The sequence below is a fragment of the Acinetobacter sp. YH12097 genome (genome assembly GCF_013419225.1).
GTDB lineage: Bacteria > Pseudomonadota > Gammaproteobacteria > Pseudomonadales > Moraxellaceae > Acinetobacter > Acinetobacter amyesii.
The window spans coordinates 1-24707 of record NZ_VPAN01000041.1 but is presented as its reverse complement, the minus strand read 5'-3'; the positions used below and the strand labels follow the sequence as shown (position 1 = coordinate 24707).

The window sequence follows — 24707 nt, the reverse complement described above, 5'->3', positions numbered from 1 at the left end:
GCCGAGTCGTAAAGCTCAGAAAGTTGTTATTGAACAAAGAAATTTAAATCCTGTGCTTGACTCTTGTAGTTAAAAACAGGACATTTTAAATGGTTTATCGCATAGACATTTTAATTGGTGAATAACACAAAAAATGGGAGCTAAGCTCCCATTTTTAATGCATTTTTTTTTAAATAAGACTAGGATGTGCATCTAAAATTCGAATCAATGTTGCTGCTGGTCCTGTTGGATAGCGTCGGCCTTGTTCCCAGTTTTGCAGAGTACGATGGCTAATGTGGAGACGTGCTGCAAATTCGCTTTGACTTAAACCAGTTTTTTCTCGTACTTCCTTAATATCTGGTAATTCAAGTTCCGTCGTTCGACTAGGTTGGATCTCTTTGCGCTTGATTGCTCCTGCTTCTTTAATCGAAGCAACTAAGTCATCAAATAAGTTGTTATCCATGAAATTGCTCCTTCACGAGTTGGCGCAGAATGGCGGTTTCTTTATCCGTTAGATTATCTTTTACAGATTTTGGATAAGCCACCAAGAAAAAGATTTGATCTCCTCATTTACCCAATAGTAAATTACTCTGATACCGCCACTTTTGCCTTTATTCCCTTGAGCACAACGTACTTTTCGAATGCCACCGCCATTCTTGATTAAGTCACCTTTATCTGGCTGAACCAATAGATCTTGTTGAAGTTGACGATATTCCTCATCAGATACAAGGTCTTTGATTTGCTTGGTAAAGATACTGGTTTCAATGAATAACATAGATTCTGTGTACGTCAATGGCGTACAATTATTCTAGCAGTTTCCACATTAAAAAACGAGAGCTACTGCTCTCGTTTCGTATAACCGCCATTATGTTAAATAGGCTAGTTATTCTAAATTTTATCATCCCATATTACAGCCGTGGTTATGGAATTCAATTGTGATGAGCATTAGTTGAGTATCTGGCAAGTTTCTCTCGAAATTCTTTTATAACAGAACATACGAGAACCGTCAGGATGGCTAACATTAATATTATCACCGTTACGTTCAATGAGGCCGCCTGCTTGACTAATTTCATGTACGAATGCTGCATGTAATGCATCTTGATATTCTTGAAGCTGTTTCTGTTTTTGTTTTTGAGCTGCATATTGATTATAAGCATTAGCCACTTGATCAATACCTTGACTCATTTGCTGATTATTCTGTGCATAAGCTTGATTTATGCCAGCTATATCAAAGTTAGGAGCAGGGACGTTTTGCCATTGAAATCTAAAATCAGCATGGGCAGAAATAGAAATTATAGTAACTAACAGTAATGTAATTTTTTTAAGCATAAGAATTTCACTGAAATAATTATATTTACAAATATAAGAAGATAAATTGTATTACATAAATAAAGCAAAAATTGAATAGTCACCGAATTTTTAGAAATTTTGTAGTTACTCTAAAATTAACATAATACACGTTATACGAAATGCGCTCTGTAAATTGAATTAAATCAAGACATTGCGATCCACTAAAAAGCCCAGTTTGTTCAAACTGGGCTTTTTAGTGGATCATTCACGCAATATGCCGATTTATTCACCTTTTTTAGACTCTGTTCGTTAGCCACTGTAAACAATCAAATTAATTATTAGGTTTAAATTTTATGCAAGTTAAGTAACTTACGTAAGTTGTGCATATTATTTAACTTCACTTAATACAGCTTGTTGTAGGTCTTCTTTCGATAGTTTCTGTAATTGGTGTAAAGCTGCTTTTAAAATGACAGAACGATTTGCTTTAGCTACTCTAGAATCTATCAATAGATCATCAATTTCTTTGCTCACTTCTTCTGTTAGTGAAAACGTAAATCGACGATATACTTGTTGTGAACACTCTAATTTTTTTACGCGCTTTGTGGACCCACTTATGAAATCCTCAATTTTTTGGTCTGTAGATTTAGATTCTTGAGCTGATTTTGTTAAACCTTTAAGTGCCATTTAAAGCTCTCCTAAAAACTCTAAAGCAAGTTGCTCTATTTCAATGATTGCTTTTTTATCTGTATCAACTTCAAAGACAGAAAGTCCATTTTCATCGGCATCGTCATATACGTTGCGGTTTGTTGTGAATTGATTCAATGGAGATAAGCCAAAAGACTCGCATGCATCTTTTGCATCAAGAATTCGCTGTACTTGACTAGGTAATGTTGGGCATTGAGTAATCACGGCCCTAGTAATTAAATTAGGGTTAACTGCTTTAGCTAATTTAATAAGCTGTTCAACGTGAATTAAAGTTTTTAAGTCACGACGTTTAGGGCGAAATGGTAAAAGCATATGTGTTGCAATAGTCATTGCCGAGCGTAGAGCTTCTGAGTCTTGACCACCAGCATCAATAATAATGTCTTGATAACGTCGAGATAGATCGTCTAAAACCTGTCGAATATTACCTGCTGCTTGAACTGATGGAATATTTTTTAGATTAGAGTTTTCATCCCGTTCTTTAATCCAGTCTGTTGTTGTACCTTGAGGATCTGCATCTAAAAGTAGAATGTCTCTACCTTTTTTCTGAAGGTATACTGCTAAGTTCTGTGCAAGACAGCTTTTCCCTGAGCCACCTTTTTCACCACCAACTAAAATAATCATTGTTATTTAACTTATGTAACTTATTTAAGTTAAATATATAATATTGTTTTATTTAAGATCAATAAATTTTTTATTTTTTAAATAAATACAACTACTTATGTGATCGGAAATTGTTGCTATAATGTGGTATATGTTCAACTACCATAATTTAAAAATGAAAAAAAATAGCCCTTTTTTTATTAAAAAAATAAATTTTAGGATGATTTAAAAAAAAATTATTAAAAACAACCAATCTATCGAGGATTATTTAAACAGAAAATAATAAGTTATGTAACTTACGTAAGTTATTCAAGTGTGATCGGAAGGTGTTGCTATAATGTGATATATTTTTTCATAACCAATTGTAATATCTATATTTTTAAACCGACTCTTTTTAGGTCTTCGAGATGCAGTTGAATATTTTGAGGAAGTAAGAATTCATCTGCTATCCTTTTTTGAAAATCAGGGTAGCTTTCACCAGCTTTACTATTCCTTGAAGCAAACGAAGGATCGTGAGCTAATAAATTTGAGAAATATTGGACTTGTTTTGCAGTTAGTTTAGGAAGACTTTTTTCTTTCTTTTGCTTGAAAGAAAAACTAAATCCAATGATAGATTTGCCTTTTTTATGTTGTTCATATTTTACATTAATATCTGTAAATTCTGTGATTTGGGAAATAGCTACTTCTAAAACACGTCTTTTAAAAGCTTCTGTACGGGTATATTCATTTCCCTCTATTCCAAGTAATGAGCGAAATTCTTGTATCCCGTAAATTCTTGTTTTACCCACACTACGCCATGAAATAAGTAATTCGTAGAGACGAATAGCATAACGACTGGTTAATTTTGCAATTTGTTTTAAGTCATAGCTTGTAAAGCATTCTTCTAAACGGGTTATTAAAGGAATAATATCTGGAGCAAAAATTAATTTAACAATAGCTTCATTTTCTACATAACTGATTTTGCTTACCCAACGAGAGTGAGCTTTTTCTAAGTTCCCATGTTCATTATCAAATTGATAACTAAATTGACGGCCAAAAAGAGAAAGACACGCTTCTTTTAAACTTTCATAAGCTGTATGTCTTTCCACTTCAAATGTATTTATGTAGCTAGAAGCATGTACGATTAGCTCATTATCTGTAGTAATGCCTGTTTGTGATTCACGAGCTTCAGCAATCGCTAATAGGATAAGACGTTGTTCAGTTACATCGAGATTGTAACTGGCATTAATTAGAGCGTTGTCTTTTACAACGATTTTGTTTTTCATATAAAAATAGATAAATATTTACTGAACATATAACAACATAAATTATCAATGTTGTCAAAAGATCGGAAAACGTTGCTATAAAGATCGGAAAACGTTGCTATAAAGATCGGAAAACGTTGCTATAAAGATCGGAAAACGTTGCTATATAAAGCTTGAAGCTCTTTAATACAAAGGGTTTCATAAATCCTAAAAACATTTAAAAGCATTAAAATTTAATAAAAGCTCTAGTCATAAAAAATTGCCCTATGTTTTCGCTACGCTCAAACTCTATTGAATCTCGCTTACGCTCGATTCGAGGGGCAATTTTTTGCCTAATCTCGTTGTGACTTTAATAAAAAGCAAAAATGAATTCGCTTCGCTCATAAAGCTTTTTTTCTCGCTTCGCTCGGTCTAAGCGCAAAGATAAGCATGTGATCTACTTTCAACTTGAAGTGGGTATTTAAAAAACGGTTTTTCAGAGAGTCTAGGTGCAAACTTTCATTGTGTCACTCGTAGACACTCGTTAAACATACCGTTTAAATGCAAAAAATAAGGGTTTTTAGCTACTTTAGGTGTTTTTTTGATTTACCTACCTGAAGTAAATTAAAGTGCCTTAGAAAGCAAAATAGAGAGATTTAGGAACTCACCTCGTTTAGTTGTTTTGCCGCAACCGAGGGAGTCATATCTCACTTTCGTAGAGTTCACGTTGTTTGTCGAGTAGAACATGGGTAGGCAAATACCCAAGTCATTATCACAATACGTCGTTCTTTATACTAAAGAATGGAAAAAACTCATCTTAACGAGGACTCCCGCTAATTTTTCTAAATTAGTTAAATATTCAATTAGTTAGAATTGAAACTATGAAAAAAATCATGCAGTACACAAGACTATGCTGCCGTATTTTCTTTTCTTTCATTAACGTTTGCTTAGTCCTGACTTAGATCGGGAGACCAATCCCGACCTATCAGAACAAACAATGGCGACCAAACCATTTTTAGCTATGTTTCGCTTTTTTAGATAACAACATAAAACCGACTCGGATTTTCGACAACACTACTCCCTTTACCACCCTTAGCAGCCACGCCACTGGTGAGTTCGCAATGTTTAATACAGCATCGACTTCGTTATTTTCATAACTTATACGACCTACTCATCCTCTCTCCCTCTCCATGCCTTGCCGTGACAACTCAATGTCTAACAGCATGGAGATTCCCAAGTTATTTCTAACGATCTTAGCAATTGAACGCCAATGCTCTTTTGTCTGTCAGTGCTTCCATTTTCCCCACCACGCGGTTCCTTAGATTTGGTGGATATGACTTTGAGACAAAATCTGAGCGTATGGCTCTTAATCTACACGTGTCTCCGGTTTATGCTTCCGGATGTATACTGTTTAAGCTATCCGTTGACCCACTTTGCTTGAGATGATCTCACTCAGTGGTGCCGCTGCTTCCAGATTTCTCCTCAGCTAGCCTGTAACATTGCTGTTACCTCAAACGCCATCAGTTGTGCCAATGAGCTGCGCTTCCCTCTTAGAGTGCATTTGCCGCAACACATTGCCGTTATTAGTGACCCTTAACATCCTGTCAGGGTCTCACGGTAATCGTTAAAACAGGGTTTCAATACAAAAAAAATTGTATCTAGTCAGGCTATATCTAACCTTACGACCACTTCACAATCATTCGATTGTTTATAGGCTCCCGTGTCCTTGTCGCCCAACCCCATGCAAGCATGGATTGGATCGAAAAGGAGTATTACAACTCCCTAGCGCCCATCAGATCGTACCGAACGGGATTTCTCCAGTAGTACGCTCAATCGGTCAACTCAAAATGGCTAATCTTGAATCGTTGCGCTATCTAAAAAAACATGGCTTTAAGCAGGCTGTTGCCTGCTCAAAATCGTAAAAACGAAATGGTCAGGCAGTTGGTCAGACTGCTTCAGTCAATGAATAAAAGCATCATAAAACAAAGAAAAACAGGTGTAAATATCGTTACCTAGGAACCACTTAATTGTTCAATGACAAATTGGGTCAATTAAGTCCGACCAATGCCTTCGGCATTGGTAAAAGTGGCTACGCCACTAAATTTTGATGAAACCCTTATAAAATAAGGATTTTATTATTTATAAATATTGCTTGATTACACTCGCCTTTTTATAATATTGTTTGATGACAATTTTATAAATATTGCTTGGTGACAATAAAGTGATTCATTACAGCCCCATGAGTCGTTATACAGCTCAAAGAATCGTAGATAAAGTCGGACATGGCGCTTATTTTTATGCTCATTTTTCTGTGGATGCGGAGAACAATCTGTTGTTCCCGAAAATAGATCATTTGATTCAGAAATTAACCAATAAATATCATTTGGATTTAACTCCAAGACAGCGTTCGTACCGACTGAACACTAAAAAAGAGCCGATTGCTGACCTGATTGTGCAAAAACGTGTAAACAGTACGATTTTTGATTTTTGGTTGCTAATTACTACGCCTCATACTCATAAATTTAACACGCAGGTCAGCCACATTAGCTTGAAACCACGCCGATCTGGACAACGCATCGCTGAGGCTGAAACGATTGTTTGGAATCGTGAAAAGGAACAACAAGAGGTTAACCTGATCCAGAATTACTTTCGAGATCAGGAAAAGTTCAAATTTGCGCTGCAAAAACCTTATTTAAAACTCGATTTTGGCAACGGCAAGTATGTTGAGTTAGTTCGACTTTCACATTCGACCAAAAACTCAAAAAAATATGCTTCAAATCGTGAAAAGAGCGAAAAAAACTATACTTGGACATGGCGGTATGACGAACCCAGCGTTCATTTAATCGAGAAAAAGTACAAAGAAATCATTAATGATTTAATTTCTAATCCTCATAAATCAGTGGGCATCGGGAAATGGCAGCAGCTAAACAGTGATTTACAACATTACACCGTGTTTAAAGGTAATCGTCATCAGGTTGGACGGCTATTTACGCAAGCTGTCGGCTATCACTACAAGAAAGGACAATCGAATCTGAGAAACGCTGAATATTATCAGCCACTGAGGTTGTCGTATTTGCCGAGGCAAGAAATCTATGCAGAAAACTTCCTCCAATTCGTGATTTTAAGACGCCTTTTTGAAGAAACTGGGCAAGAGTTTGGTAAGGAAAATGTGCATGAAGAAAACTATAATGACCTTATTAATCAGTATCTTATTTAAATTAATTGCTACTTATAAAAGTGTTCTGATGCTGAGTAATCTAAAAATTAATTTGAGGAGACTATTATGCCACCCCCTTTTTGAGTCCAGAACTAGAGAAAAGGGGATTGCCATGATATTAGCAAAGCCACAAGATCAATCAGACGACACAATAAAAACTGTCTAATTCTAGATCGTAGAGACTTTATTTTTGAGAAAACAGAAGAGCTAAAAGGTTTCAATGGTATCCATTGAATATTGATCGCTAAACGTGAAAAATCATAAAAAAAGCCGAACTCAGCTGAGTTCGGCTTTATAATATCAATTAACACATTGAATTATATGAAATAAAGTGAAGCATTTCGTATAACGTGTATTATGTTAATTTTAGGGAAACTTAAAAATATACAACTAAAATTAAAAACTAAATTAACTCTTTCCGAATAGTCTTTATTGCTGGAGTTGAACGGGCACCAAAAGGTACTTCATATCTCTCAATTTTTCCCTGCAAAATAAGGTTTTCTAAAACGTCATAACTAGATTGATCATCAAAATCTTTAGGAGCTAGGCATTCTCTAATAAACCAAGATACACCAACAAATTTTGTTGGATCTCTATCCTCTATTCGCATTAACTCTTCAATAAATTCCTTTTCAGAAATGATTGTTTTATCAGGAATATTTAATTTTATTACCTCTTTTTCAATTGCACTCATATCAATTTCATCGATGTTGCCTAAAGCAGTTTCGATAATTTTCAATAACTCATCAGCTAATTGATTTCCATTAATCTTATCTTGGTTTATAAAAAGATTGTTATGTGCAATTTTATGTCTTAACCGTTCTAAATCTTCCCATTTTTCTTGAAATTTTACATCTTTGAAATTTTCTTTAAAAAACTTCTGATAATTAGACTCAATTTCTTGTTTGAGCATTTCTAAATCATCAACGGTATTACATAACTTTAATCTTTCTACAATCTGATTTCTTTCATTAAATCCTGAATTTTTTTCATAAATAAGTTTACCTAATTCCCCAAAATCAATTAAATAAGCTCGGTTATCAATGTATTGTGCAAAGTGCTTTTCATTATTTTTTCGGCCTTGCGCCTTTTGCTGATAGTCTGAGGTTGCTGTAATTTCCCACCATTTAGTTCCAATACGTGTAACCATAAAAGTCATTAAGTAAGATCTTAATGAGTTCTCAACCTCATATATTTTTGGATATAGTCCTTCTGCAATCGACTTGGAAACATCATCTTTTGTTATATAAATTTTATCGAACTTATGATGTTTTATATGATCAAGTATCTTCAGCCTTTTAGGTTCAATTGATTCATAATTATTATCTTCACAAGATATATAAAATCCTTCGATCTTTACTGTTTCATCTTTATCATCAGGAATATTAATAAGTTTTACAGATATTTTCGCACCTGAAGAATATTTTATTGTATTGGGGGTCTTAGCTGGGTGAGGCTCAGCTTTTTGATCTTCAGGAAAACATTCTGCGTTACTCAGTAAAGAATGAATTAAATTTTTTTCTGTCTTAATCGTACATTTTCCATTTGTTCCTGTAGAGAAACATAAAATATCAAACTTCACTTTTTACTCTGTCCCTAAAAAAACTCCCAAACATTATAATTGATATTTTTAATTTTTAAATTAAATCAATATGTTATTTGGATTTAATCCTAAAATGGGATATTCGCTTTTGGAATATATACTAGCTTAATGAGCAAAGCTACTTTTTCCTTTGAATACATACGATTAAGAGAGATTCTTTTAAATGCTAGGGATTCCAAAAATATTACCCAAGCAGAATTAGCTCGTCTTTTAAATAAGCCTCAGTCTTATATTTCAAAATATGAGAATGGTGAAAAGATGCTTAATGTTATTGAATTCATTAACGTTTGTAAGGCACTTGAAATTGAAGCAGAAAAAATTATCCAAGAGTTAAGAACCTTAAAAGATGTATAAACGTGTTTTACAAGAAGGGGCTGAATATCTATCTCAGTTATCTGGACATACTTTTAATGTCTTAGAAGTAAAGCCTCCAGCTTCCTCTCAAGCAGCGATTAATTTAGCCAATACTATTTCCAAACTATCGCCATTGGTTGGTAATTTAATTGAATTTGCTACCTGTGATTTTCTTAATCAAAATTCAAACTATAAACAATTTGGTTCATGGATTAGACAAGATCCTGGTTTCCCAGACACATTGTTTGTTGGCAATATAGTACCTAATCCAGGTTTTGAAATTAAAGCATGGTTTCCCCTATCAACAGAAATCACTGCTCGATTTAAAGATAGCCAAACATACTTTTTACAAGATCAGACATATGTTGTTTTAATGGCTTGGCTACCTGAGTATATAATTTTTGGTGCGCCTAGGATTATTGATATTGCTTGTATATCAGCAGCCTCTATTGCTGATTATAGAGATAATCACTATAACCGTCCTCCCGATTACATCGTACTTGAACCAGAAGATACGACTCGTAGGACTATCAATCTTCAGCAAACAAATATGAATGGATATAAGTTCCAAGGAACAGATCGACAGTACGCAGAAGCTGAAGCACTCGTTCGTAATTGGGAATTAGATGACCACCGTTATGATTCATCTAGAAGTTATCAAGATCTATTGAGAACTTTAATTCGAAATTATCCATATAGACTGGATACAAATTTTGCAAAAATAGATCGAATTGCACACCCAGAAATTGAAGCATTTAAAACAAGAGTTATGTCAACGACCATACATGGGCGTACTATTTCAAATTGGCAAAGAATTTTATCTAGAGGAACAGATGATCAAATCATTCAAGCTCTAACTGAAAGTTTTGGTCTAGTTTTTCCTCGATAAATCTGTTCTTTCCATATAAGTAATGTGCTGGGTCTATCTCAGCACTAAACGCTTTTCTATTAATTTTTTTTGCAGCGAGACAAGCTGAAAATAAGCCTCCAAATGGTTCCCAAATAGTATCATTTGGACTAGTACTAGCTTCAAGAATCAAGTTCATCAAGTCTAGAGGCTTTTGATTCAAATGAGCAGATTTTGTATTTTCTGAAGATACTCTAATTCGTTCTTTTCCTGCTAATGGCTTCCTATCCCAAACGTTGGTATAACCAATTGGGCAGTAAAATTGAGATCTCATTTTCTGCCATTCTTCCGCAGTTAGAGACTTTATTCCATCTACAGAGAAATATGGTTTGTGCTCTTCTTTTCCATGATTATTCGCATAATCAACCAATTTTTCAAACATCTCCACAGGTGGGAAATACCATAAATGACCTTGGTCAAAGTATTTTCTAGAGGCTACATTCTTCACACCACATGCAATATTCGCTTGATTAAAAGCTAATCCTGTCTTTTTCCATTCATCATAGAGCCATTTTTTTAATTCTTTACCATTAATTTTTGCATCATAGACGTAATAGCCACAAACTTCCGTCACAACAGGAAAGCGTCGAATAGTATTTGTATTAACATTTCCTGCAATATGAGCTTTACCCTTATTCCAGATATTCAAGTTAATATATTTCCATCCATAGGACTCTAGCAATGGATGAATCGTAGCCCAACCAATTTCGGTGTTCCAAAACCATAAACTGGTATAAGGAGTAGCTGCCTCACTCCATGCCTTGATATGTGGCTCATACCAACTTCTTAAATCATTATGGTTAGATGTATCTCCATCAAACCCTAATATTCCGTAAGCACCATCTGAAATAATAGTAGTTGGTGTTTCCCAATTTTTATAAAAATCTAGAGAATTTCCTTGATAGAGATGAATTCCATCATGCTCAAAACTTTCAACATCATGAGCATTAGTAGAAATGGCTTTCAATCTATTTCCTCTCCCCACGGTACTCGGAGGAGAAATTATCGGAACACTACTATTCATAATACTAAAAAAATCCTAAAAAAGGATTTTATTTCCAACCAAGACGAAACGCAACTATACCTTGTATATCTACATCCTTTTGCATCTATTTAACATAAAATCTCTTATGCGAAATTATGAGGCTATATACTTATAGCGTACCCAAAAAAAGTAGTTCAATTTAATTATGTATTTCATACCCAATAAAAAAATAATAATTCTTTTATCAATTTTATCCTTGTCTGCATGTAGCCAGACATCTGATTTTGAAGATATTGAAGAATCAGCAAATCGTGGAGATGCCTTGTCACAAACTCTGCTAGGTGAAGCTTATGTCAATGGCGAAGGCGTTTCTCAGGATTATAAAAAAGCGTTTGAGTGGTATAGCAAGGCTGCCGAACAAGGAAATGCTGATGCTCAGAATAACCTTGGAGCACTATACGCCAATGGTCAGGGGGTAACTGAAGATGATAAAAAAGCGTTTGAGTGGTATAGCAAAGCTGCCCAACGAGGAAATATTCAGGCTCAAAATAACCTTGGTGCAGCTTATGCTAATGGTGAAGGTGTAGCTCAAGATTATAAAAAGGCCTTTGAGTGGTACAGTAAATCTGCCGAGCAAGGAAATGCTGATGCTCAAAAATATCTAGGATTTATTTATGAAGATGGTAGTGGTGTCACTCAAGACTATAAAAAAGCCTTTGAGTGGTACAGTAAATCTGCCAAGCAAGGAAATGCTGATGCTCAATATAGTCTAGGTAGAATTTATGCCATTGGCCAAGGTGTCACTCAAGACTATGAAAAAGCCTTTGAGTGGTACAGTAAATCTGCCGAGCAAGAAAATGCTGATGCTCAATTTACAGTGGGAATGATGTATCTTCGGGGTGATGGAACCGCCCAAAATAATGAAATAGCTGAAATATGGATAAAAAAAGCTGCTGCTAATGGTCATCAAGACGCTATATCCCTTTTTTACAGATGACCAGTAATAAAACCCATAGACATCGAAGAAATGCCAAGGGTGTGAATTAATGTGTGTCATAGTGTACAAAATTGATTAAAACTTATCCCAAAAGTTGTCCGCAGAAAATGGGGATAATTTAAGCCAGCGCTGGCTTGATAACGCAGAGAAAAATGACAAATTGATTAAATACTGATCAATTTTATTGGCAAGAAGTATCAAAATTGCTTAAAAAGAAACCGACTTGTTTCTAAGTCGGTTTTTGTTGTTTTTCAGGGGGGATGAAAAATTTTTAACTATATGAAAAACAAGGATATTTTAAAAAGCATTTCGTATAACGACCATTATGTTAAATAGTCCGAAGCGTATTCAGCATGATTCGGACTGGTTGCATTAAAATTAACATTTTTACAAAAAAATGTGGCTTGTATTACATTAATTTAATATAATTTATTGAATGTAAAGAATATCACTATTTAGTTGTACAGGTTTAGTGTGCTCTTTTCACATATATACATTAACAATTCGATGTAAAAGGGTTCATAAATGAAAAAGGTTATTTCTTATGCTACGTTAGCAGTAATTGGGCTAATCGGTATTCAAGCCGCAAATGCTGCAACTACAACAGGTACATTAACTGTGAAAGCGACAGTTGCAAAAGGTTGTTCGGTAAATACCGATGCGTCTGGCACTGTAGCAGATGCGGTGCTTGACTTTGGGACAATCACTTCTTTGACAGCCAATGTGGATGGTGACACTACTACTTCTTCTGGAACTTCTATCAAGGTATTATGTAACAAAGGTACAGATTATACAGTTGCATTTGGTGCTGGTAACAATGCTGTAGGTGGCGTACGTCGTATGGCGGGTGGTTCATCAGAATTTATTCCATACAATTTATATTTAACGTCAAATCGTGCAACTGCACTTACAGTTAATGGCACGACAGCTTCAATTATAGGTGATGGTACTCCACAGACACTTGACGTTTATGGTCGTATCCCAGCAGGAAGTGTTTTACCAACTGCAGGTAATTATACAGATGCAGTGACATTGACGGTTACTTATTAACAGTTGCGTTGTATTAAGCTAGGTATTATTTGCTAGCTTAATATTTATTTAATGATAGGTTGATAATGAAAAGTATTTTTAGCTCATTACTGAAAATTTCTTTATGTATGCCAGTTTGTATTTATGCTGCATCGATTCGTTTATCGCCTATCGGTTTAGAACTCTTAGATACACAGTCGGCTACCACGCTAAATATTTATAATCAATCAACTGAAAGTAGTGATTTTCAGGTGCGCGCATTTGAATGGTCGCAAGTAGAAGGAAAAGATCAACTAATACCGACAGATGATATTGTCATTAGTCCACCAATATTTAAACTTGCTTCCGAAGGGTCTTATAATTTACGCGTTGTAAGATTGAATTCGGCACCTATTACAAATGAAAAGTCATATCGTATTATTGTGGATGAATTACCTAAGCCGGCAGATAGCCGTAAGGTAAGTCAAGGTGTAAATGTTTTACTTCGCTCTTCGATGCCACTTTTTGTAGTGAACAAAAATGCTTATTATGAAATTAAATGGAAAATTGAAAATAGTGAAAATCAATCATTTTTGATTTTAAATAATATTGGAACCAGACACGTTTTACTTAGTAGTCTCTCTATTATTGATAAAACTTCTAAAATGACCTATTTGATACCTGTCAACACACTGAATGGCTACATTTTACATAAGCAGACAAAAAGTTATGCGATTGCAAATAATTTTAAATTTCAAGCTAATCATGAATATAGCGTAACTTTAGTAGTAGATGGTAAAACCATCGTATTGTAAAAGGCATTTAATGCTATGAAATATAGGGTTCTAGCAGCATGTTTGATTTGTATACCATATACAACTGCTTATGCTATGTTAAGGGATGACACTCATGCTACGACTCCAATTATCCCTGATATTATCCCACAAAATATTACTAACAAAGAATCTAATATCAATTTGTTTTTGAATGTATCTGTTAATAGTGAAAATACAAGTGATTTAACAGCGGTTAAAAAAGATAATAATGGTAAATTATATATTTTAGCGAAGCATTTAAGAGCACTAAGAATAATATTAGATGAGAATATTTCTGATACACAATTAATTTGTTTAAATGATTATAAAAAAATTCAATTTAAATATGATGAAAGTAATCAGAATTTAGACTTAACTGTACCTCAAGAGATGCTTACTAGGTTTAGTCTGGATTTAGAAGGATCCAATGCGACTCCAAATCAGCTATTAAACTTAAAACCATTGAATGCAGCGATCATTAATTATAGTCTTTACAATACGATTAATGACGAACAGAATGTTTTTTCTGGATCTGCTGAAGCATTTTATAGCACTCGGCTAGGCAATTTCTATACAGGTGTTTTGTATAATGGTGATGATCTAAATGATTATAGCCATAATAAATTTGTACGGTTAGAATCGAAATGGCAATATATTAATCCGATAAAAATTAGACTTTATACCATTGGTGATTTTACATCAAACACTACTGACTGGGGTAACAGTGTGCGTTTAGGTGGTGCGCAATGGTCAAGTGCGTATGCTCAACGCTCAGACATTATTACTACAGCATTACCTCAATTCTCAGGATCAGCAGCACTACCATCAACGCTTGATTTATATGTTAATCAGCAAAAAGTATATTCTGGAATAGTGCCCTCTGGCCCATTCGATATTAAACAGTTACCTCTTATTTCTGGAAATGAGGTCACTTTAGTAACAACCGATGCTACAGGAAAGCAAAATTTAGTTAAAAAGGCATACTACTTTTCACCTAAAGTTTTAGCAAAAGGTGTTAATCAGTTTTCTGTAGATGTTGGTATGCCACGTTACAATTATGGTTCTTATTCGAATGATTATGATGATGGGGTGCTTTTTGGTTCGGGATCGATTCGTTACGGGATTAAACAATCGCTCACGTTAAGTGGTGGGATGGAAGCATCAACTGATGGATTGTCTAATGCAGGTATCGGTTTTGCACAAAACTTATGGGGTTTGGGCGTTGTAAATGCAGATTTTTCGTTGAGTAACTATAAAGATGAAAATGGTTATTTAAGTTCTATTGGGTTAGAAGGTCGGATTAATAAAGATATTTCATTTAATACAAGCTTTAGAAAAGTTTTTGATAATTATTATGACCTAGCACGTGTTTCAAAAGTTCGTTATGAAAATGGATATAATAAGAATGAAAAAGATGCAGAATACAATTTTTTAACATCAGGCGCTTTAGCTGATGAACTCTTTCGGGCGGGATTAAGCTATAATTTTTATAATGGTTATGGGGTTTATGCTGGTTATAATAAGATAAAATCACAAGAATCTCAATATAGCCTTTTATCTGCCAACTTCAATGCAAATCTTGGTAAAAACTGGAATTTATATGCATCGGTTTATAAAGATTTTAATGATGCTAAAAATTATGGTTCTTATATTGCTTTACGTTATACCCCATCATTTAAGTTTAATGCTATCACGAGCATGTCGAGAGATGCAGATAATACTACAAGTTACCGCCAAGAATTTAATGGCTTATCAGGCCCAGAAATTGGCTCATTAGGTTGGGGTGGCTATGTTGAGCACAATGAAAGAAGTTCGAATAACAATGCTTCAGCATATGTAAATTATCGGGCTCGACCTGCCTATCTCACAGCTAGTTATAGTCGATATAGTGATATAGATCAGGCTTCGTTATCTGCAACAGGTTCACTCGTTTTTGCTGCAGGAAGGGTTTTTGCTGCAAATGAAATTGGAGATGGTTATGCAGTTGTTACAAATGCAGGACCAAAAAGCCAAATCCTAAATGGTGGTGTTAATTTAGGTAAAACCGATCATCAAGGTCGTTTCTTAATTTCTAATTTACTACCTTACCAAACCCATCATATTTTCCTTGATCCAACCTATTTACCGTTGCAGTGGGAAGTGCCAAATACTGCACAGAAAGTAATTGTGGGGTATCGCCAAGGTGCACACATTGACTTTGATGCTCACCAAGTAATATCTGCTGTTGTAAAACTAGTAGATAAAAACAATAACCCTATTCAGCCTGGTTATAGCGTAACGATTAATGGCGAAAATACAGCACTCATTGGTTATGATGGTGAGGTTTTTGTACAAGGTCTACTACCTAAAAACATCCTTGATGTTGATTTGCTAGATCAGGGTTCATGTCAGGTTCATTTTGATTATGGTAGTGAACATTATTCATTAAAGAAATTAGGGCCATATGTATGTCAATAATTTGCACAAACTATCAAGTTACAATGAAAAATATAATTTCGACCAATTTGTGTAAGTTTTTGATAATTAGTTTTTTTATTCTGTTTATAAGCTTGTTTTTTAATAAAGCGCATGCTATATGTAAACCAGTTGGCACAACTACAACTACCCATACTTATAATGCTACAAATTTGGATAGTCCTGCTAAAATTACCTTTACAGGAACAATAACTTGTACTGAAGGAAGTAGTTCCAATAAAGTTGAAAAATATATGTGCATGAAAACAATTTTTACAGGCACAACAACTGCAAATAGTTCAACATCATTACCTTATACGGTAATAGCTTCTGTGGGCGGTGCTGGTTCAACTTCAACTAATCAAACTTCTAATACATGGTACGGCCCCGTTACTACAGTATCAAATAACAATGTCATTGATTATTCTGTAACAGTAACTGTACCTAAAAGATCCTCTTCAACCAATATTTATCCAGTCGGTACGTATACTGCAGCAGTTAATCTTTATTGGGATATGCAAGGTGGCTCTGCCAGTCAATGTGAAGGGACTAGTTCTAGTACTGGTAGTGGATGGGATTCTGGTGGCACTACATTAACAGCTAACTATGTTGTTCCAAAAATATGTCAGCTCAATTCTACAGATGTAATAAATTTTGGTAGCATCTCTGATATTGGATCAACAAAAAATAATTATACCGCATCTGGAGCTATTTCAACGACTTGTAATAAGGCAACAAATTACACAATATATTTAGGTAATGGTAATAATTATAGTAGCAGTCGGCGAATGAAACATTCGTCTGCCACTGAATATATCCCTTATCAACTTTATAAGGATTCTAATTTTAGTAATCTTTGGAGTGAAACAGGTGGAACTACTAGCATAGGGGGAAGTGGTGGTCTTTCTCTAACAGGTATAGGTTCTGCTCAGTCAAGTACTGTATATGGGAAAATTGCATCAGGTATAACTATTGGTAGTACTCCTGGCGATTATACTGATAGTGTTATCGTGACAGTAACATATTAAAATGGTGACTAAACAAATATTTAGATATGCATCATAAACTAGACATTTTTATTGGTGAGAATATAGACATTTTGAATGGGTTCTAACAGCTCTCGTTTCGTATAACAGCCATTATGTTAAGTGGATATTTTAATGAGGACTAAATTTATAACCGAAATGGTTGAGACATACCTTAATTCCATTAAGTGAATAATCTATACATCCTTTGTGAATACACTTATTTTCTGAAAAGCCTCCATGAGCTAAAACAACTAAGAATTGTTTAATGCTGTTTATCTGGTTTTGGCTTAATACTTGGCTCATATCTGGAATTTTAATCCCAAAAATTGGGCTTGTTGGTGTTTCTGGATAACATTCAAAATACCAAGCTTGCTGACACTCGGTACAAACATAATAAAACTCACCATAGTCAAATTCTGGCTTGGCTTCCTCGCATGGAGGATCTTCAATGAAGTAATCAGGAAACTTATACTTCATACTGTAGTTATCACTGAAAATATCTGAAAAACTAGTAGGGCATACAAAAAAATTACCTACAGATTGGCATTCACACATATTTCTGTTCTTTAAAGTTTCTCTAAAATTAACATAATACACGTTATACGAAATGCGTTATAATTATCTATAGAAATCAATGCTGTAGTTTCTAGTTGATAGCCCATCTTCCCCAAGGTGGGCTTTTTTTATGATTTTTCACGTTCCACGCTTATTATTTGATCAATGTTTCACGACTTTGTTCATATCAGTTAAACAATCGTAGTTAATCATAGGGTCTAAAAAAACGGCTCCAAAAGCCTCTTTTTTCCGGTTCCTGTTCAATGTGCTCCGGTACTGGAATCCGCTTATTTTCCCTCTGCTCTGGAGTAGTCAATCCGTCATGTTTCAGCTCAGGTTCTGACCGAGGATCCGTTGCTATATCCTGGTCAGATTGCTGCTCTGTAAACGTGCTTATATTGGCTTGTGGTGGCTTCATTTCAATAAGTGTAAGTAGCGTGTCAATACGAGCATTTGCCTTCGTTTCCCGATCTTCTGCTTTTTCCAACTGTTTCTTTAAAAAATCAATCTGATTTTTGAGTTCAACAACTGTATTATCAGTGTATTCAGGTGTATCAATGTTTTGTCTTGGAGACGTATCAAGACGTTTTGAGTTTGTTCCACCAAAAGGCTCACCATAGACACGAAGTAATTCTGAAAAGTCGATAGAACCATCATGATCACGACTTAATACTCCGTTTTTTATATCTTTGTAGAGTGTGGCCCGAGATTTTTTATACAGTGTTGCAGCATCACTAACACTGTATTTTGTACTTGTTTTCATATTGTATTACTGTGTATTAACGATACGTATTGGAGAATACAATAAGTGTATTCTCCAATAAACTCAAAGTTTAAAGCCTAAGTTCTTTAGATAAGGTAAAAACTGTTTTTGCTGTTTTGGATCTCTCAACATATCTTTAATTGTTATAGCTAAATCATCATAGCTTTCACCTTGCTGTGCTAGATGTGATAGTTCATGTAAACGAGAAAGTTGATTTCCAAACATATTAATTTGAGCATCTGTTAGTTTATAAAATTCTTTAGGTACATCTGTATTCTGATGACTAATACTCTTAGTCTTTTCTTTAAATGAAAAAATAATACTAGTAACTTTACGACCAGTCTTTTTCTGTTCATAAGTGACATTTAAAGGGCTGCATTCGTTTATTTGGTCTATAGCAGTATCAATTACTCGTTTCTTGAAATCTGCGAATAAAGGGTACTTTTTACCAAGCTCAAGCATTGTCCGCAAATTCTCAACTGAAATTTCACGCTTACCTATTTGTCGATATTGAACAAGTAGCTCATAAATACGAATACCGTACCCACTATTTATTCCAGCGATGTCTGACAGGGCATATTTGGTGAATTCTCTACTTAGATTAGATATGAAAGGCAGAATTGGTTTTGAAAAACGAATACCAATGACACTTTGACTATCTAGAAATTGAACTTCTTGTACCCATCGCATTTTTATAGACTTGTCATCAATACTGAGGTTAATAGATCGTTCATAGAGTCTATTAATACCTTCCTTTAAATCTCTGTATGCAGTTTTTTCATGTACACCTAATTGCCTTAACTCATTGATACTAACAGGATATAGCTCATCATCTGTAATAGGCTGATTTTTTGGAATCCGTGAAATGGCAGCTAAGACAATTCGTTGCTCTACGGCACTTAATTGATATGAGGCTTCTATTACTTGATTTGATTTTACAACGTGATTTTTATTCAAAATAAAACCATTAATTTTTAATATATGACAAATATATACTTGTCATAGTTAGTAGTCAATCCGTCATAGTTAAGTAGTCAATCCGTCATAGTTAGTAGTCAATCCGTCATAGTTAGTAGTCAATCCGTCATAGTTAAGCTTTAAAACCCTTACTGTATAAGGCATACAGGGGACTGAAAAGATTTAAAATATTTAAAATATATTTAAAAAGAGCAAATTGAAAAATTGCCCTATGTTTTCGCTACGCTCAAACTCTATTGAATCTCGCTTTCGCTCGATTCGAGGGGCAATTTTTTGCCTAATCTCGTTGTGACTTTAATAAAAAGCAAAAGCTAGTATGAATTCGCTTCGCTCATAAGTTTTTTTACTCGCTTCGCTCGGTCTAGAAATCACTTTTCTGTAGATGATTTACTGTTTTTGAGATTTTGATACTAAAAAATTGTTTTTCAGAGAGTCTAGGCGCGATTTTTCAATGTTCGCTCGTAGACACTCGCTCTGAACTTACGATTAGATGCAAAAATAGGGGGGTATGCGCGATTTTTCACTGATCACTAATAAGAATCCTATGTCGATGAGGAAGGCGTGTTTAAAACGCAAATGAGGAGCTTTTAGGAAAAGGTAAGGCGGCCTCCTAAGGAGACCGCCTTGTGTTTTGATTTGCCGTGTTCAAATTCACGAAACTAACGCGCTTAACGCTAATCATTTATTGAGTTCGCGACTAGAACGAACTCGCAGTTATCAACTTACGACATCTTCACTGTTTCCAGTGGAAGCGACTCTCATGGATCCTCCATCAAGACTAAGCAGGCCCTGACTTCTACACATCACAAAGTACACACTTCAAATTGTGTTTTAGTTCCACAATCACGATTTTATATAACATCATCCCACTAGCAGCATGCTGCATCATCGCAAAAATCAGTCAGCAGCAGATCCGTCTCAGGAACAACTGGGTGATTTCAAAGCGCAAACTTCAACGTAACCAACGCTTACTTTCTTAGTGAAGACTCATGAAATATTATTCATCCGAGCGCTACATCAGGATGTTTAACGTTTATTCACTTTCTTCCGTGCCAACTAGGCTTGTCGCATTTCATAGCGACCGAGGTTGCCACACCTCTCACCTACAAACTTTGTTTTCTCAGTCTGGTTATGCACCGTATTGCCTTTCGTTCACTCACCCCTTACGTTTTTATTCGCTCGAAGTGACCTAATTAACCTGTACAAAAAACCAAATTAAATCTACTCAGCAACTCTCCTTCTCTCACAAATTAGTCCTTATAGCATCCTCGCGGAATGTTTTCGGTCTAAAAGCCTATAGTGTGGAGCCACCACATCTAATAATTGGCTTGAGAGATTCCCACTTTAGCGTTAACAGTCTTTGTCAAATTAAATAACCCATAAACAGCGATTAATTAAAATGACGGACAGTACGCTTATCCGTTCCACCTGATATCAGCTATTCCCTTTTTTTGAGGTAAGAGTTCCAAAAACCCTCATTAGTAACCGATATTAAATTTCATTACGGGTAAAGCACTTATCCTACACAAAGCAACATGCTTAATAATATGAAGTACAACATTCACCAATCATGAATAATTACATAATTAATAACACAACATATTATTTCCTTAGTGCCACCTTTACTGGCTTGAGCTATCCATAGATCACAGCAGCCAACCGAATATGTCATCACGACAAGTCAATTCGGCCAACCCCTGTGTACCAAGCGTTCCAGATTTCTCCTCACGCCCCTAGTACCTCGCGATACTCTCATAAGCCCACCAGTGTGCAACGCATTTAGCCCTATTAAGGAATTGAAGCTAAAAACGTGTGTTCCTAACGCATCTATCATTCCATGAAGATACTCACACTCTCTGTTAAGCAGGGTTTGTCCTTGTCACCAAGGGTCCCGTTTCAGTGTCGCCCAACTATTTAATCGGCTCACAGCGATTTCATACGCCGAAGCCAATTTAGAGTGATTGGGTCAAAGAACGGAATCTCACCGTCCAGTGCCCTTCGCAGCCGCACCAACTAGATTTCTCACGTATGCAGCTACACGGTCTTTAGCATGAAATGGCTGTTTCATGCACACGGACCGAAAAAATAAAGTTTAGAAAGTTTTGCTCGTTGCACGACTAACACAACAAAGCTCATTTCATATTTTGGCAGTGGCATCGTCTCAAGCTTTTTTAAACTTGGCAAATTTTCAGATGTTTACGCGCCCACTGATTTCGGGAACTCTTATTTATATTTCTGCCATTAAACAGCTAGTTAGAATGAAATTTACTCAAAAATAGTCAATAAAAAATATATGTTTCAAAGGGGTACTTTTATAGTTATGGCAAAGATTTTTTTAATGTATAAAAAACAACAAGTTAAAAATTGAAATTGTATGAAAAATAAACATTATTTTTTATTTCTTTATTTTCAAATATATAAAGAGCATGAATCATTTTCTTAATGATTCAATATCTAAAAATAAAAGTCTTTTCTTAACGTTTTATTATGTTAAAACCCAATAGTTTCTTAAACATTAAATTGTTTATAATCAATAGTTTACATTGAGTTTTTAAGCTGATAGATTGTCGTTTTTTGGGAGATAAACGATGCACGAATTTACAGATGAAGAATTGGAACTAAATGACATAGCTGAACTAGAGGAATATGAAGAGTCAACGGAATGCGAAAGAAGCTTTGAGGATAATTTATTACTTTTAACAGATCTCAAAACACAGAAATTCTTTAAAGAAAATAACTTCACACGAGAGGAAAAAATCTCATTTCGTAAAAAACAGCTTGAAGAGATCAAATTAGATAGAAAGAGAATTAGTGACGAATTTGAAGAAAAATTCGGGGTTCGTCTTGGAAGATGGTAATAAGATAAGACATGTTCAGAGATTAGATATCTAGTCTCTGATCAATTTCGTATAAGAGATTTTATGTTAAATATAGATCATATATTTATAGATATATGATTAGAGTCTGTTGAAATTTAATAATGGTAGCCAGATAGCTGCCTAAAAAATTCTAAGTGGGAGTCTCCTGTTATTTCAGCACGCATCAATCATTTAAAATAACCTAAAGCCTTTAACTTAGGACCAAATTTTTTATTAAAATAAATTATTGAAAAACTACAAATCAATGCAAAAAAAATCAAAATAAAAGCAAAATAAATATTGTTTTGATCAATATATATATGGAAATCATCTACAAACTCATGAATATGAAAAAAAGGAAAAATTAAAGCAATCGCAACCAGCAAATAGAATAAAAAACTAAATAGCACTTTAAAAAAACGACCAAGAATACTTACTTTGATTAAAGCTTTAGCATACAAATTTAAAATTAAAATGATATAAATCATATATAACAAGAAAAACATAGCAGTTTTAAACCAAATCATTAACTATCTCACTAATTATTTTGCACAAGATGGCAAGGTTATTTTACCCTCTAGTAATGCCCCTGCTAGTTTGTCTGGAGTTCGATTAACTCCAGACGTACCCAATGGTTTATTCATCACTTCTATTTCTTTCTAGTGAATTATTGATACTCACACAAAATTTTTCTCACATATACGAAGTCAAAAATGGGAGCATTAGCTCCCATTTATTAATGATTCTTTAAGTCTTGCAACATCGCTTCACGCAAAATCTTATTCATACGTGTCTGATAGCCTTTCCCTTGAGCTTTTAACCATGCAAGTACATCAGCATCAAGGCGAACAGAAGTCTGTTGCTTAACTGGACGATAAAATTGCCCATGACGCACAGCATGACTCCAGTCGGTAATTTCGGGAATATCAGATAAATCTAATTGCTCATCAGGCACAGTACCTTTATCAAGCAAGCGTTTAATTTCAGCATCTTGCTTGTCACTGAAATTTTCATTCAGTTCTGTGCGTGTATATCTAACCATGCTCATATTGATTTCGCTCCGCTTTGGTGACTTGCCTTGCACTAATGATTCGTATGATTTCACAGTCATCTTCGTCAAAGATGGTATGAGCCACTAATAACATTAGTACGCCTTTAACCATACCAATAGTTTGCCAACGCTCCTCACCATTGGTATGTCGATCTTGGATTGAGATCCGTAAAGGATCATCAAAAACGAGGCTTGCCGTTTCAAAAGATACATCATGTTTTTTCTGATTCTTTTGGTTCTTAGCCTCATCCCATTCGAAATACAGTTCCATAAAAAACATTCAAATTTGTATATACAATAATGTATCACAAAATTGTATAACTCAAGTTGAGAAGCGTAATTTTTAGTCAAATTTATTGGCAAGAACTATCAAAACTGCTCATAAAAAAGCCGACTTGTTTCCAAGTCGGCTTTTGAACATCATCGAGCAAATAATTTATATCATAAGTTTTTGATTTTTATATGTTTCAATTTGTGCATTTCGCATAACGCCCATTATGTTAAATAGGGTACTTACATACTTCATTCCTCTTTAATTTCTACTGTATAGAATGAGCGTGTGAAAGGCACTGTGCTGTAATTTCATCAAGGTTTTTTTCGATCTCGTTCCAACTATCGAGATATTCTTGAAATTTCTCATTCATAAAGTTTGAATGTAATGCTACCTGCATATAGTAGCCATCAATAACCAGGGCTATAAAATTTAGGTTGCTTTCAACAATGGCATATCCACCATTTTGCATTTGCAGAAAAGAGCGAGAAGCATAATCTAAATACTTGGCTTCTATTGGGGTCTTAGCAATCATTTCTGGAGAATATGCGGCAAAGATATTTTCACTCTTTACATTGTTCATAGGTAGCCAATACAGATATCCATCTGTTTGCTTTAGGCTCTCACATAGCAGCTCATATAAGGATTGATTACATTTTTCTTTATATCTATTTGAAAAATCTAATAAATTTAATTTTTTATTTTTAGAAATTATTGAAGGATCAATATAATTCTTATGATTAATCCATAAAGTAAATATATTAGAAATATCGGTATATTCCTTATTACTCAATTTTCCATAATAGGGCTTTAAGGGATCATTATCCTCAATCCAAGGTTCAGTTTTCATATTCATAGAACCATTCTCTAGTATATTTAGACATTCATTTTAAAGTAAAGAAAAACTAAAATTAACATAATACACGTTATACGAAGTCAAAATGTTAGAACCCATTTAAAGTGTCTATATTCTCACCAATAAAAATGTCTAGTTTATGATGGTTTTTATCACCATGGACTGGATATAAATATAGATGCTGATCACTATGTCTGACAAAGAAATTCA

At 34.6% G+C, this 24707-nt stretch carries 23 protein-coding genes and 1 pseudogene; 9 read left to right on the top strand and 15 right to left on the bottom strand.

Annotated elements, in window-relative coordinates:
* Positions 1–169 precede the first annotated feature (169 nt).
* From nadS to repM (FTU37_RS13990), 6 genes and pseudogenes are all read right to left on the bottom strand, one after another.
* On the bottom strand, positions 170–442 hold the full coding sequence (gene nadS / locus FTU37_RS14015; RefSeq protein ID WP_168379834.1) for a NadS family protein: 273 nt from the start codon (positions 440–442) through the stop codon (positions 170–172).
* Positions 435–754: pseudogene (locus FTU37_RS14010) on the bottom strand (type II toxin-antitoxin system RelE/ParE family toxin). Before FTU37_RS14010 ends, nadS begins: the two are co-directional and overlap by 8 nt.
* 170 nt (positions 755–924) lie before the next feature.
* On the bottom strand, positions 925–1308 hold the full coding sequence (locus tag FTU37_RS14005; protein WP_180124514.1) for a hypothetical protein: 384 nt from the start codon (positions 1306–1308) through the stop codon (positions 925–927).
* 348 nt (positions 1309–1656) lie between these two features.
* Positions 1657–1953: a hypothetical protein gene (locus FTU37_RS14000; RefSeq protein WP_168379833.1), complete on the bottom strand. Its 297-nt coding sequence runs from the start codon at positions 1951–1953 to the stop codon at positions 1657–1659.
* Positions 1954–2595: an AAA family ATPase gene (locus FTU37_RS13995; protein WP_168379832.1), complete on the bottom strand. Its 642-nt coding sequence runs from the start codon at positions 2593–2595 to the stop codon at positions 1954–1956.
* Between the two features lie 350 nt (positions 2596–2945).
* Positions 2946–3839: a replication initiation protein RepM gene (repM, locus tag FTU37_RS13990; RefSeq protein WP_168379831.1), complete on the bottom strand. Its 894-nt coding sequence runs from the start codon at positions 3837–3839 to the stop codon at positions 2946–2948.
* A 2197-nt stretch (positions 3840–6036) separates the two neighbouring features.
* On the opposite strand from repM (FTU37_RS13990), the gene FTU37_RS13985 reads away from it, so the two are divergent.
* Entirely contained in the window at positions 6037–7014 is a 978-nt protein-coding gene (locus FTU37_RS13985; protein WP_171525971.1) for a hypothetical protein, read from the top strand.
* Between the two features lie 403 nt (positions 7015–7417).
* On the opposite strand, the gene FTU37_RS16860 is transcribed toward FTU37_RS13985, so the two are convergent.
* Entirely contained in the window at positions 7418–8596 is a 1179-nt protein-coding gene (locus FTU37_RS16860; RefSeq protein WP_086240262.1) for a HEPN domain-containing protein, read from the bottom strand.
* A gap of 129 nt (positions 8597–8725) precedes the next feature.
* Here FTU37_RS16860 and FTU37_RS13975 point away from each other — a divergent pair, with 129 nt between their 5' ends.
* Positions 8726–8971, top strand: coding sequence for a helix-turn-helix transcriptional regulator (locus tag FTU37_RS13975; protein WP_086240263.1), 246 nt, complete (start codon positions 8726–8728; stop codon positions 8969–8971).
* Positions 8964–9860 carry a hypothetical protein gene (locus tag FTU37_RS13970; protein WP_086240265.1) on the top strand — a complete coding sequence of 299 codons (897 nt, stop codon included), beginning with the start codon at positions 8964–8966 and terminating at the stop codon, positions 9858–9860. The genes FTU37_RS13975 and FTU37_RS13970 overlap by 8 nt, the downstream gene beginning before the upstream one ends.
* Here the strand turns inward: FTU37_RS13970 and FTU37_RS13965 are convergent.
* A complete protein-coding gene (locus FTU37_RS13965; RefSeq protein WP_086240267.1) occupies positions 9814–10902 on the bottom strand; it encodes a DNA methyltransferase in 1089 nt (362 codons plus the stop codon). The genes FTU37_RS13970 and FTU37_RS13965 overlap by 47 nt on opposite strands.
* 166 nt (positions 10903–11068) lie before the next feature.
* Here FTU37_RS13965 and FTU37_RS13960 point away from each other — a divergent pair, with 166 nt between their 5' ends.
* From FTU37_RS13960 to FTU37_RS13940, 5 genes are all read left to right on the top strand, one after another.
* Positions 11069–11860, top strand: coding sequence for an SEL1-like repeat protein (locus tag FTU37_RS13960; RefSeq protein ID WP_180124513.1), 792 nt, complete (start codon positions 11069–11071; stop codon positions 11858–11860).
* A gap of 525 nt (positions 11861–12385) precedes the next feature.
* A complete protein-coding gene (locus FTU37_RS13955) occupies positions 12386–12910 on the top strand; it encodes a spore coat U domain-containing protein (RefSeq protein ID WP_180124512.1) in 525 nt (174 codons plus the stop codon).
* A 65-nt stretch (positions 12911–12975) separates the two neighbouring features.
* A complete protein-coding gene (locus FTU37_RS13950) occupies positions 12976–13683 on the top strand; it encodes a molecular chaperone (protein WP_180027364.1) in 708 nt (235 codons plus the stop codon).
* Positions 13684–13698: 15 nt separating this feature from the next.
* Positions 13699–16140 (top strand): fimbria/pilus outer membrane usher protein, encoded by a 2442-nt coding sequence (locus FTU37_RS13945; protein ID WP_179996612.1) that lies wholly within the window; start codon positions 13699–13701, stop codon positions 16138–16140.
* Positions 16131–17165, top strand: a complete 1035-nt coding sequence (locus FTU37_RS13940) for a spore coat U domain-containing protein (RefSeq protein WP_180124511.1) — start codon at positions 16131–16133, stop codon at positions 17163–17165. The genes FTU37_RS13945 and FTU37_RS13940 overlap by 10 nt, the downstream gene beginning before the upstream one ends.
* Before the next feature lie 129 nt (positions 17166–17294).
* Here the strand turns inward: FTU37_RS13940 and FTU37_RS13935 are convergent, their stop codons facing one another.
* The 3 genes from FTU37_RS13935 to repM (FTU37_RS13925) form a co-directional block, all read right to left on the bottom strand.
* A complete protein-coding gene (locus FTU37_RS13935; protein WP_180124510.1) occupies positions 17295–17720 on the bottom strand; it encodes a hypothetical protein in 426 nt (141 codons plus the stop codon).
* 205 nt (positions 17721–17925) lie between these two features.
* Positions 17926–18483 carry a plasmid replication DNA-binding protein gene (locus FTU37_RS13930; protein WP_109091661.1) on the bottom strand — a complete coding sequence of 186 codons (558 nt, stop codon included), beginning with the start codon at positions 18481–18483 and terminating at the stop codon, positions 17926–17928.
* A gap of 63 nt (positions 18484–18546) precedes the next feature.
* The gene (gene repM, locus FTU37_RS13925; RefSeq protein WP_001038666.1) at positions 18547–19440 is read right to left on the bottom strand and encodes a replication initiation protein RepM; all 894 of its coding nucleotides are present in this window, start codon (positions 19438–19440) and stop codon (positions 18547–18549) included.
* Positions 19441–22049: 2609 nt separating this feature from the next.
* Here repM (FTU37_RS13925) and FTU37_RS13920 point away from each other — a divergent pair.
* Positions 22050–22319 (top strand): hypothetical protein, encoded by a 270-nt coding sequence (locus tag FTU37_RS13920; RefSeq protein ID WP_180005471.1) that lies wholly within the window; start codon positions 22050–22052, stop codon positions 22317–22319.
* A 188-nt stretch (positions 22320–22507) separates the two neighbouring features.
* On the opposite strand, the gene FTU37_RS13915 is transcribed toward FTU37_RS13920, so the two are convergent.
* The 4 genes from FTU37_RS13915 to FTU37_RS13900 all read right to left on the bottom strand — a co-directional run bounded on the left by FTU37_RS13915 (position 22508) and on the right by FTU37_RS13900 (position 24491).
* Complete coding sequence (locus FTU37_RS13915; protein ID WP_180124509.1) at positions 22508–22846, bottom strand: hypothetical protein; 339 nt, start codon at positions 22844–22846, stop codon at positions 22508–22510.
* 209 nt (positions 22847–23055) lie between these two features.
* The gene (locus tag FTU37_RS13910) at positions 23056–23367 is read right to left on the bottom strand and encodes a BrnA antitoxin family protein (protein ID WP_180124508.1); all 312 of its coding nucleotides are present in this window, start codon (positions 23365–23367) and stop codon (positions 23056–23058) included.
* Positions 23354–23641, bottom strand: coding sequence for a BrnT family toxin (locus tag FTU37_RS13905; RefSeq protein WP_180124507.1), 288 nt, complete (start codon positions 23639–23641; stop codon positions 23354–23356). Before FTU37_RS13905 ends, FTU37_RS13910 begins: the two co-directional genes overlap by 14 nt.
* Before the next feature lie 268 nt (positions 23642–23909).
* On the bottom strand, positions 23910–24491 hold the full coding sequence (locus FTU37_RS13900) for a hypothetical protein (protein WP_252725878.1): 582 nt from the start codon (positions 24489–24491) through the stop codon (positions 23910–23912).
* Between the last annotated feature and the right edge of the window lie 216 nt (positions 24492–24707).